Here is a 9216-nt window from a genome sequence, read left to right as displayed (position 1 = left end):
TAAATAGTCTGGTGGCGATAGCGAGAAGGTCACACCCGTTCCCATACCGAACACGGAAGTTAAGCTTCTCAGCGCCGATGGTAGTTGGGGGCTCTCCCCCTGTGAGAGTAGGACGCTGCCGGGCAAACGAAGAACAGTCTGCGGGACTGTTCTTTTTTTGCGTTTTTTTTTATGAAAATGAGAAGGTTTTAATAAGAAAAAGGTTCTTGTGCAGAAATTAGTGGCCGGGACGGGCAGATGAGCATGGTTTTTGATTAGAATGATGGGGAGAGCAGCTGCTTTGGTTGTGAATTTCATCAATTGGCTCGATAATCTACCAACTTGGCGATTTATTTAAGCAATTGGCTGATTAATTTACCGACTTCCTCATTTAATTTACCATTTTCCTTAAATCCAACTAGAGCCGGCAGCTAAACTCTTAAATATTGCTGGAAAAGCATGCAGGATGGACATTAGAGCAGTGTATTTGATCAGCATATTGGGGAGAGCAGCTGCTTAAATTATGAATTTAATCAATTCGACTGATAATCTACCAACTTCGTGATTTATTCAATCAATTCGCCGATTTATTTACCAACTTCCCCATTTAATTTACATTTTCCTTAAATCCAACTAGAGCAGGCAGCTAATTTCTTGAATACTTCCGGAAAAAGCATGTAAAGCATGCCGGGCGGGCGAATGACCTGCATTTTTAATTAAATAATGGGAAGAGCAGCTGATTTAACCATGAATTTAATCAATTCATCCGAAAATCTGCCAACTACCCAACTGAACTAACATTTACAACCCAAGCCGGCCAACTCCACATTCTGCATTTAAATGTGCTATGCTGCTGCCGCCACGGCCACAATTTAAAAATGGCTGATTTCTACCAGTAAACCACAAAAAAAAGAAGCATCAGCTTCTACGAGAATATTCCCGGTGTATTTACTTTCCGCAGCTTTTTTAGGTAATATTTATATTTTGGATTGTCCGTGTCGGTGTTAATCAGATCAGATTCACAATCTGTGCAGATGAAAGAGGTATATAAATGTATGCCCCTTGTTTTATCTTCTTCGCAAATGACACAGGTTTTCTTCATCTGATTGTTTGCCAATAAAGAATCCATATCTCCACCTCCACTCTTATTCTTTCCATTGTGCAAAAAATAATACAATTTTTTGAAAAGTCTCGAGAGTATTTACATGTTTTCTATTGTATGTGCTGCTTCGCTTCCGGGTGTATGTCTATAGGCAATTCTTTTGGCAACAGCTTATTTTTATTTAGGGGACGGATTATCTTTTTAGGATGGTGTCTGATAAAATAGGTGAAGAATCTAACAATCTGGTGATGACAATGAATGACTATAATAATCTTCCCCTGTTCAGCAGGCTGATGGATCATATAGGTGAGGACAGCATCTCCCTGCATGTCCCTGGACATAAGAACGGCCTTTTATATAAAGGCAGCCAAGAGGTGTACGCAGAGGCTCTGAAGCTGGATGTGACGGAATTGTCCGGCCTGGATGATCTCCATGCTGCCTCAGGCGCTATCAAAGAAGCAGAACTTTTAGTAAGCAAGCTGTATGGAGCTAAGGAGAGCTCTTTTTTAATAAATGGATCGACTGTTGGAAATCTGGCTATGATTCTGGGGACTGTGAGGGAAGGGGAGACGGTCCTTGTGCAGCGGAATTGCCATAAGTCTGTTTTGAATGGGATCCGCCTTGCCAAAGCGCATCCTGTTTTCCTGGGCCCTGAGTATAATGGTGAGTGGGGTGTCGCCGGCGGCATTGCTTCCAAGACGGTGGAAAAGGCGATAAACCTTCATCCTGACGCTAAAGCGATCATCCTGACTTATCCAAACTATTATGGCATGGTATTTGATTTGCGGGCAATCATTCATAAAGCCCATCAGCATGGGATGCCCGTATTAGTGGATGAGGCGCATGGGGCCCACCTGATTAAAATGTCCCGGCTGAAGTCAGCAGTGGAGCTGGGGGCTGATATCGTGGTGCAGTCAGCCCACAAGACGCTCCCTGCCATGACGATGGGTGCTTATCTCCATTATAATAGCCGGCTCATCGGTTTTGAGGGAGCAAGGGAATATTTGCAGATGCTGCAGTCCAGCAGCCCTTCTTATCCGATCATGGCATCATTGGATGGTGCCAGGCATTATTTAGAAACATTTACAGAAGAGGACGAAAGAAGCCTCCTTGATCGTATAAAATCATTCAGACGCGGGCTGGCCGGTATAAGCGGCCTGCTCTTGCTGGAATATGAAGAAGGCGCAGGGGATCCGCTTAAGGTTGTGATCCAGCCTGAGGGATTGTCCGGCTTTGAGCTGCAGAGCCTGCTGGAGGACGAGGGGATTTATCCTGAAATGGCGGATCCCTATAATGTTGTGTTTGTCCTCCCGCTCTTAAAGAAGGATATGGATTTCCCTTTTGAAGAGATTATTTTTAAAACGGAGAAGGCAATGTCCGGAAAACGGGACAGCCAGACTGCAAAGGTGAATTATTTTCGAAAGCCATCCGTTTCGACCCTTGCTCTTAGTGCTCAGGACCAGATGGGGATGAGAAAGGAAGCAGCTTTTATGGATGAGGCGGCAGGTAAGATATGCGCAGAGCTGATCATTCCATATCCTCCCGGCATTCCGCTCCTTTTCCCTGGTGAAGTGATATCAGGAGAGGATGTAAAGAGCCTCCGGCTTTTACAGGCAAGCGGTGCAAGATTCCAGGGCGGCAGACACTTAGATGAAAATCAAATCAGCATATATGCTTAACGAACAGAATGTAAGCAGGAGGAACATGATGGATAAAGGTTTATTTATAACGGCAGAAGGTCCTGAGGGAGCCGGCAAAACGACAATTATCAATATGCTGGCGAGCTGGCTCGCCGATGAAGGATATAAAGTGATGCAGACGAGGGAGCCGGGGGGCATTGAGATTGCTGAGCAGATCAGGGCAGTGATCCTGGATACAAAGAATACGGCAATGGATCCGCGGACCGAGGCGCTTCTTTATGCAGCAGCGAGAAGGCAGCATTTGGCAGAGAAAGTGCAGCCAGCTCTTGATGAAGGCTATATCGTCCTTTGCGACCGATTTATTGACAGCTCGCTTGCCTATCAGGGATATGCCCGGGGGCTTGGGATTGACGAGGTCTATTCCATCAATCATTTTGCAATTGAAGGCATGATGCCTGAGCTGACCTTGTATTTTGATATTGATCCGGCTTCCGGCCTTCAAAGGATCGGCCGGAATGAGGGGCGGGAAGTGAACAGGCTGGATCTGGAGAGCCTGGAATTCCACAATAAGGTGAGGGAAGGCTATGAGATCCTGGCCTCGAAATTCCCGGACAGAATTCACCGGATTGATGCTTCTCTGCCTGTAGAGGCAGTCTGCCAGCTGGCAGCTGCCAAGGTTAAATCGCTGATTGCCGGTAGATAGATGCTGGATGAAAAGGCCTCCCGGGGCCTTTTCGCCTTTTCACGGAGCTGATTTTGTTCTCTGGAGAACGGATTTATTTCAAAGCCCCTGAATAGACGCTGTTTATAGACAGAATTCTTGCTATAATATAGATAGATACACGCGGAAAAACACTTTTTAAAGGACGTGACAATAAATGAAGCTAATATTAGCCGTTATTCAGGATCAGGACAGCAATAAGCTGATGAGTGCGTTAGTAGAACATAATTTCAGGGCAACAAAGATGGCGAGCACCGGCGGCTTTTTAAAAGCGGGCAACACGACCTTTATGATTGGTACAGATGACATCCGGGTAGATAAGGCCCTGCAGGTCATAAAGGACAGCTGCAGCGCCCGTGACCAGCTGGTGGCGCCTGTTTCGCCGATGGGCGGGAATGCCGATTCTTATGTGCCGTATCCGGTTGAGGTCGAAGTGGGCGGTGCGACAGTATTTGTTCTGCCGGTTGAAAGCTTTCACCAGTTTTAATAAGGGATAACGGTGAAAATCGGAGAAATCAAAGGACTGCTGATTAATATATATATGTAGGTGAGTGATGAGTTTGGCAAAAACGTGGGAGCAGCTGGAGAAGCTTCAGCCTGCCGTATTGAAATTATTCAAAAACAGCATACAGAAGGACCGGCTTGCCCACGCCTATTTATTTGAAGGGATGAGGGGGACCGGCAAGAAGGATGCCGGGCTTCTTCTGGCAAAAAGTCTGTTCTGCGAAAGGCCGGACAGCGGATATATCCCCTGTGAAGACTGCACAAACTGCAGGCGGATCAACAGCGGAAACCATCCGGACATACATCTGCTGGAGCCTGATGGGCTTTCAATTAAAAAGCATCAAATACAGGCGCTTCAGGAGGAGTTCTCCAAAACAGGAGTGGAATCGAAGCGCAAGCTTTATATGATCAATCATGCCGATAAAATGACGGTGAATGCGGCGAACAGCCTCCTCAAGTTTCTGGAGGAGCCAAACTCTGACTCTGTCGCAATCCTGATGACTGAGCAGGGGCAAAGGATGCTGCCGACAATTTTGTCCCGCTGCCAGACAATTTCATTCATTCCGCTTACACCCCAAAATATGGAAAATCAGCTCGCTGAAAATGGTGTAAGCCCGCAAATGGCGCCATTATTGGCCCAATTAACTAATAATTTGGATGAAGCAATCGCTCTCTCCAGCGATGATTGGTTTGCACAAGCACAAAAAATAGTGTTAAAATTATATGAAGTGCTGAAAAAGAATCCTTTAGAAGCAATGGTTGCACTGCAGGAAGAATGGTTTTTGCACTTTAAAGAGAAAGAGCAGTTTGATCGCGGTTTGGATTTGCTGATACTTATCTTTAAGGATTTACTATATATACAGCTTGGGAAACAGGGACAGGCTGTTTATCTAAACGAGATGAACCGTTTAGAGCAATATGCATTACAAACGTCCGGACGTCGTCTGACCGAGCAGATGACAGCCATTTTGGAGGCAAAAAGAAAGCTGCACGCAAATATGAATCCGCAGCTGTTGATGGAACAGCTTGTGTTAAAATTGCAGGAGGGATCTTCATTTGTATGATGTAGTGGGAGTACGGTTTAAGAAAGCCGGGAAGATTTATTACTTCGATCCCGGAGATCTCTCAATTCAAAAGGACGACTTTGTAATCGTGGAAACGGTCCGGGGCGTAGAGTACGGAAAAGTAGTAATAGCCCGGAAGCAAGTGGATGAGAACGATGTTGTCCTTCCATTGAAAAAAGTTCTGAGAATTGCAGATCAAAAGGATCGGATGATTGTTGAGGAAAACAAGGAAGCTGCACATGAAGCTTATGAGGTGTGCTGTGAAAAAGTCAGTACTCATCAGCTTGATATGAAGCTTGTTGATGTTGAATATACATTTGATCGAAATAAAGTGATTTTTTACTTTACAGCCGACGGAAGAGTAGATTTCCGGGAGCTTGTAAAGGACTTGGCAGCGATCTTTCGGACAAGGATCGAATTGCGCCAAATTGGTGTTCGGGACGAAGCTAAGATGCTCGGTGGCATAGGTCCATGCGGTAGGATGCTTTGCTGTTCTACCTTCCTGGGGGATTTTGATCCGGTGTCGATCAAGATGGCAAAGGACCAGAACCTTTCCCTTAACCCTACTAAAATATCCGGACTGTGCGGACGGCTCATGTGCTGCCTGAAGTACGAGAATGATGAATATGAGTCTGCGAAAGAGCAGCTGCCGGATATAGGAGAGGTCATCAATACTCCACAGGGCCGGGGCAAAGTGGTAGGGCTCAATATTTTAGAACGCGTTCTGCAAGTGGAAGTGAGAGACCAGGAGCGTGTCCTTGAATATACGCTGGACGAAGTGCTGACAGAAGGTGCTGTTTCGGTACAATCCACAGATTAATGAGGTGGAACGCGTGGATAAAAAAGAGATTTTTGACTCCGTGATCAATATGGAAACCCAAATTGGACAACTGTATACACAGCTTGGCGAACTTAAGCAGCATCTGGCAGAGATACTTGAGGAGAATAACTCCTTGAAGCTGGAAAATGACCACTTAAGACGCCGGCTGGAAACAACGGCAGAGCAACAGTCCAACAGGAAGAAAGACAAGAAAGGGAAAAGCAAGCCGCAGCAGGATGATAAAGCCATCGATATTGGCGAAGGCTATGACAATCTTGCAAGGCTTTACCAGGAAGGGTTCCATATTTGCAATCTGCATTTCGGGAGCCCGCGCAAAGAAGGGGATTGCCTTTTCTGCCTTTCCTTCCTTAATAAGAAATAATGTAAGCCTTCCTTTTGCCGGGAAGGCTCTTTTTACAATGTTTATCGGAGGAAATTGTATGCTGAATTTAAAAGGGGATGAGCGGCTGGATTATCTGCTTGCTGAAAAGCTGCGCATCATCCAGAGCCCGTCTGTGTTTTCTTTTTCACTGGATGCTGTCCTGCTGGCGAGATTTGCTTATGTGCCGATTCAGAAAGGGAATCTGATTGACCTGTGCAGCGGGAATGGTGTAATTCCGCTGTTTTTGAGCAGCAGAACAAAAGGGTCGATCACCGGTGTGGAAATCCAGGAAAGGCTCTATGATATGGCTGTGAGGAGCATTGAGTACAACGGGCTGGAAGACAGGATTAAGATGATTCATGGGGACATTAAGGAGATGCCTGCCCAGCTTGGGCATGGAAAGTATGATATCGTGACATGCAATCCTCCTTATTTCCTTACACCAGCCAAAGATCAGATCAATGCCAATGAGCATCTTGCCATTGCCAGGCATGAGATCCTGTGCACACTGGAGGATGTAGTGCGCGTCTCCAGCCAGCTGCTGAAGCAGGGAGGGAAGGCAGCCTTTGTCCACAGGCCAGGTAGGTTCCTTGATATTGTCACTCTAATGAGGCAGTATAAGCTTGAGCCGAAGCGTCTCCAGTTTGTTTATCCGAAGCAGGGTAAAGAAGCAAATATGCTCCTTGTCGAAGGGGTCAAGCAGGGGAGCCCGGATTTAAAGGTACTCCCGCCGCTTTATATCTATAATAAGGATCATGAATATACACCGGAAATCAGTGAGATGTTATATGGACAATGATACACATTACTTCTATGTGCTGAAATGCAGGGATGGCAGCCTCTATGCCGGCTACACCAATGATCTCGACAGGCGGGTCAGGCTTCATAATGAAGGGAAGGCGGCTAAATATACAAGGGGACGCGGACCGGTTGTGCTTGTCTATCATCAAGTCTTTTCAGGAAAAACTGAAGCGATGAGGGCAGAATATCAATTCAAGCAGTTGAGCAGAAAAAAGAAAGAAGACTTTCTAATGAAGGAAACAGGTGATTTGGATGTGGCAGCAAAAGAGCTTTAGCAGTGATTATAGGAAGGGTACGCTTTATTTGGTGCCGACGCCGATAGGAAACCTGGAGGATATGAGCTTCCGGGCCGTGCGGATGCTGAAAGAGGCCGATTATATTGCAGCTGAGGATACAAGGAATACAAAGAAGCTTTGCAATTACTTTGAAATAGAAACGCCTGTCATCAGCTATCATGAGCATAATAAAGGCCATAGCGGTGATAAAATCATTCAGATGCTTGAAGAGGGATCAGCGGTAGCAGTAGTGAGTGATGCCGGCATGCCGACTATCTCCGATCCGGGCTATGACCTGGTCGTAAAGGCGCTTGAACACCAGCTGACTGTTGTTCCGCTTCCGGGGGCAAATGCTGCGCTGACGGCTCTTATTGCTTCAGGTATTGCCTCGCAGCCTTTTTATTTTTATGGTTTCCTGAACAGGCAGAAAAAAGAAAAAAAGCACGAGCTGGAAAAGCTCGCTAAAATTGATGCAACCATTATCCTGTATGAATCCCCGCACCGCCTGAAGGAAACGCTGCAGCTGATGAGCGGGCAGTTAGGTGAACGCCAGGCCGTTCTATGCCGGGAGCTTACAAAAAGATATGAAGAATTCATCCGGGGCAGCCTTTCAGAGCTTGTGGAATGGGCAGAATCTGATGAAGTCAGAGGAGAGTTCTGCATTATACTTGAAGGAAATCCGGAGGGAGAATCAGCAGAAGAAGATATGTGGTGGGAGCAGCTATCCATTGAGGAACATGTAAAACACTATATATCTGTGAAGGAAATGAGCTCCAAGGATGCCATCAAGCAGACGGCGAAGGACAGGAGCCTGAATAAAAGAGAAGTGTACAGCGCTTATCATATTGAGCAATAGAAAAAAGCTTCCGCTATATGGAAGCTTTTTTATTTTCATATAGAATCAAAAAGTATTACACATACACAGAGCGCAAGTGACTGGAATGCTGAGTCAGCTCTATACTTTTCTTATTTTGCCGTTTCAAATGTGCTTTGAATTTCTTTCAGCAGCTGTTCTGCACCGTCACGGCTCAGGATCAGCTTGCCGCCAGCAAGTGTGATGTTATCATCAGATACTTCACCAGTAACCTGGCAAGTCATGTTTGGCTTATATTTCTTCAAAATGATGCGCTCATCATCAACGTAGATTTCAAGAGCGTCCTTTTCGGCGATGCCAAGTGTACGTCTTAATTCGATGGGAATAACTACGCGTCCCAGTTCATCAACTTTACGAACAATACCTGTAGATTTCATAATAAAATCTCCTCTCATATCTCCACTATTTTCTTTTTCTCTATCTATAGATTCGTCATTATTCGACAAAATTCTTATTGATTACATAATACCAGCCATTCCCATATCCGTCAATTACTTTTAAATCAAATTTTTTTAGAAATTTTTAGGTGATGAAGAAAGTTGCTATATCAAGGTTTTGTGTCTGATGAGACACATTTTTGATATTGTGCTGTTTTAATATATATTTTGAATTAAGAGTATAATTTTATACTATAATAACTTTATTCGACAAAATTCTACAATAATGTCGAAATGCTTCATAACATATACTTCGAGGTGATTTTCGGATTTATGAGGATGGAAGCTGCAGATTCTGCTTTTATTCTTCTCCAGCTCAGCGGCTAGAACCTTGAGTCATAAGTCGATTAGACCAGAAGATTAAAAAACAACCTTCCACCCTGCTCGTCTTATGCTGGGCCCACAGGATGTGGGTCATGCAGGCGTTGCCACAGGACGTGGCGTATTTAGTCTGCGTTCCTTAAATTGCAAGCGCCCTCCGCCTTTCTTCTTGTCCAGCTCCGGCTCCTAGGTGCTCGAGTCATAAGCCACTATGGAACCGAAGGCAAAGAACGCCTTCAATTCCAAAGCGTCTTATGCTTGTCGCACCTAAACAGTCGCCTCTGCTTTTCGATTTG

Annotated in this window: 11 protein-coding genes and 1 rRNA gene; 10 read left to right on the top strand and 2 right to left on the bottom strand. The window is 45.3% G+C overall.

Annotated features, from left to right (window positions below):
• Positions 1 to 7 precede the first annotated feature (7 nt).
• Positions 8 to 124: ribosomal RNA gene (rrf, locus tag ACQCVH_RS25205) — 5S ribosomal RNA — on the top strand.
• 780 nt (positions 125 to 904) lie between these two features.
• Here rrf and ACQCVH_RS25200 read toward each other — a convergent pair.
• Positions 905 to 1081, bottom strand: coding sequence for a sigma factor G inhibitor Gin (locus tag ACQCVH_RS25200; RefSeq protein ID WP_426838402.1), 177 nt, complete (start codon positions 1079 to 1081; stop codon positions 905 to 907).
• 254 nt (positions 1082 to 1335) lie between these two features.
• On the opposite strand from ACQCVH_RS25200, the gene ACQCVH_RS25195 reads away from it, so the two are divergent.
• The 9 genes from ACQCVH_RS25195 to rsmI all read left to right on the top strand — a co-directional run bounded on the left by ACQCVH_RS25195 (position 1336) and on the right by rsmI (position 8144).
• A complete protein-coding gene (locus tag ACQCVH_RS25195) occupies positions 1336 to 2760 on the top strand; it encodes an aminotransferase class I/II-fold pyridoxal phosphate-dependent enzyme (RefSeq protein ID WP_426838398.1) in 1425 nt (474 codons plus the stop codon).
• A gap of 28 nt (positions 2761 to 2788) precedes the next feature.
• Complete coding sequence (gene tmk, locus ACQCVH_RS25190) at positions 2789 to 3424, top strand: dTMP kinase (protein ID WP_426838400.1); 636 nt, start codon at positions 2789 to 2791, stop codon at positions 3422 to 3424.
• A 175-nt stretch (positions 3425 to 3599) separates the two neighbouring features.
• Positions 3600 to 3929, top strand: a complete 330-nt coding sequence (locus tag ACQCVH_RS25185) for a cyclic-di-AMP receptor (protein ID WP_009791690.1) — start codon at positions 3600 to 3602, stop codon at positions 3927 to 3929.
• A 73-nt stretch (positions 3930 to 4002) separates the two neighbouring features.
• Entirely contained in the window at positions 4003 to 5010 is a 1008-nt protein-coding gene (gene holB, locus ACQCVH_RS25180) for a DNA polymerase III subunit delta' (protein ID WP_426838396.1), read from the top strand.
• A complete protein-coding gene (locus ACQCVH_RS25175; RefSeq protein ID WP_224906469.1) occupies positions 5003 to 5830 on the top strand; it encodes a PSP1 domain-containing protein in 828 nt (275 codons plus the stop codon). Before holB ends, ACQCVH_RS25175 begins: the two co-directional genes overlap by 8 nt.
• Positions 5831 to 5843: 13 nt before the next feature.
• On the top strand, positions 5844 to 6212 hold the full coding sequence (gene yabA, locus ACQCVH_RS25170) for a DNA replication initiation control protein YabA (protein WP_426838394.1): 369 nt from the start codon (positions 5844 to 5846) through the stop codon (positions 6210 to 6212).
• 58 nt (positions 6213 to 6270) lie between these two features.
• Positions 6271 to 7011 carry a tRNA1(Val) (adenine(37)-N6)-methyltransferase gene (locus ACQCVH_RS25165; protein ID WP_426838392.1) on the top strand — a complete coding sequence of 247 codons (741 nt, stop codon included), beginning with the start codon at positions 6271 to 6273 and terminating at the stop codon, positions 7009 to 7011.
• The gene (locus ACQCVH_RS25160) at positions 7001 to 7288 is read left to right on the top strand and encodes a GIY-YIG nuclease family protein (RefSeq protein WP_426838390.1); all 288 of its coding nucleotides are present in this window, start codon (positions 7001 to 7003) and stop codon (positions 7286 to 7288) included. The genes ACQCVH_RS25165 and ACQCVH_RS25160 overlap by 11 nt, the downstream gene beginning before the upstream one ends.
• Positions 7266 to 8144, top strand: coding sequence for a 16S rRNA (cytidine(1402)-2'-O)-methyltransferase (rsmI, locus tag ACQCVH_RS25155; protein ID WP_426838388.1), 879 nt, complete (start codon positions 7266 to 7268; stop codon positions 8142 to 8144). The genes ACQCVH_RS25160 and rsmI overlap by 23 nt, the downstream gene beginning before the upstream one ends.
• A gap of 110 nt (positions 8145 to 8254) precedes the next feature.
• Here the strand turns inward: rsmI and ACQCVH_RS25150 are convergent, their stop codons facing one another.
• Positions 8255 to 8539: a transition state genes transcriptional regulator AbrB gene (locus tag ACQCVH_RS25150; RefSeq protein ID WP_009791698.1), complete on the bottom strand. Its 285-nt coding sequence runs from the start codon at positions 8537 to 8539 to the stop codon at positions 8255 to 8257.
• Positions 8540 to 9216: the final 677 nt, after the last annotated feature.

It is taken from the genome of Bacillus infantis, assembly GCF_050107595.1.
GTDB classification, from domain to species: Bacteria; Bacillota; Bacilli; order Bacillales; family Cytobacillaceae; genus Bacillus_AB; species Bacillus_AB infantis_C.
This window is presented reverse-complemented; position numbering and strand designations above follow the sequence as displayed.